The following is a 1,513-nucleotide window of genomic DNA, read 5'->3' on the forward strand; positions in this document are numbered from 1 at the left end:
TATGCCTCTTATTAGCACTTGAATAAGTGTACAATTGTTGATAAAGCATATAAGCGTTCTGGGTTTAATTAACCAATATTTGAATGTATCAAGCAACCATTCCCGGTTTATGGACCGGAAGAATTGACCCTGCCGATGGAGATGCAGGACGTCGTTGGCACCAACTTATCGAATATGTTGATCTTTCTAAAGATGTAATACCAACCCTACAAGCCAGGGAAAAGGGCTGCGTAATTCTTGGATTTTGTAGCGATGAGGGAGTAAAACGTAATCAGGGGCGTCCTGGAGCAGCGGAAGGACCTAAACATATCCGTAAAGCTTGTTTTTCTTTAGCTGCTCATTTTGAAAATCCAATTCGCCTGATCGATGGGGGAGATGTGGTTTGTGTGCAGGGAGATTTAGAGAGTGCCCATTTGGAGTTACAGGAATATGTCGCCAAGATCCTTTCTAAAGGATATTTTCCTTTGGTTCTTGGTGGGGGGCATGAAGTGGCTTTTGGAAACTACATGGGGATAGTTTCTCACCTTCAACAAACTAGCGATCGGCCGAAGATAGGTATTATTAATTTTGATGCCCATTTTGATCTAAGGGTTCGTCAGGATGGCCCTAGTTCAGGGACGCCATTCTTACAAATTGCGGATTGGTGTGGTAAAAATAATACTCCATTTGATTATTTATGCTTGGGGATTCAAAAATCTGCAAATACCAAGGCATTATTTGCCAAAGCAAATGAACTAGGGGTAAAGTACATTTATGGAAGTGAATTAAGTCTCCAGAATCAATTTGATCTACAGAGGCAAATTGGAAATTTTATGGCTGATAAGGATGCGATTTACCTGACTGTTTGTTTGGATGTTTTTTCAGCTCCATTTGCACCAGGAGTAAGTGCCCCCGCTGCTATGGGGGTTTTACCTGATATTGTTTTTAAGCTAAAGGAGTTTATTATGACCAGTGGGAAAGTGGTCGGATGCGATATCGCCGAAATGAATCCTTTCTATGATATTGATAACCGAACTGCAAAATTGGCAGCTGCAATTTCTTATGAAATCGTGGAGGAAATGAGCAAAGGGTAATTTGATTTCTTCATAAGAAAGGAAAATCTTGCTCTTCCAGAAAAGAAACCAAATTATTATTACTTTGATAAGATCTACTGTCTGGTCTGAATTGTTCAATTATTCATAGAATATACTGGTCTTTTATATAGTCTCTAATGCATTATCTGCGCCTTTTTGGAAACAAAATGAACAAAGAAAAAAGGCTTGGAAATTAAGGGTTAGATTTAAACTCTCTTTTTCATTTCTAAATGATGAAAAGATTAAAATCCCCTTTAATTACCATTTTAAGAGCTTTCCAAAATGGGTTTGAACTTGCAAATGGGGAATGTTTCATGTACTTTTAGCGCTTCTTTTAAACCAATACCTCGATATTCTTGCTTAGGGTTTATCGATAAGGGTTGGTTGTGGGAAGGAGAGGTGGTTTTTAAGCTTCAATCTTTACCGTGTAAAGGTGAAAT

Annotated in this window: 1 protein-coding gene; it reads left to right on the top strand. The window is 38.5% G+C overall.

All coding sequences use genetic code 11. The features are described from left to right. Positions 1-83: 83 nt before the first annotated feature. Positions 84-1,073: a formimidoylglutamase gene (gene hutG, locus E1171_RS01515; RefSeq protein ID WP_155203389.1), complete on the top strand. Its 990-nt coding sequence runs from the start codon at positions 84-86 to the stop codon at positions 1,071-1,073. Positions 1,074-1,513 lie beyond the last annotated feature (440 nt).

It is taken from the genome of Xanthovirga aplysinae (genome assembly GCF_009711365.1).
Taxonomy (GTDB): Bacteria; Bacteroidota; Bacteroidia; order Cytophagales; family Cyclobacteriaceae; genus Xanthovirga; species Xanthovirga aplysinae.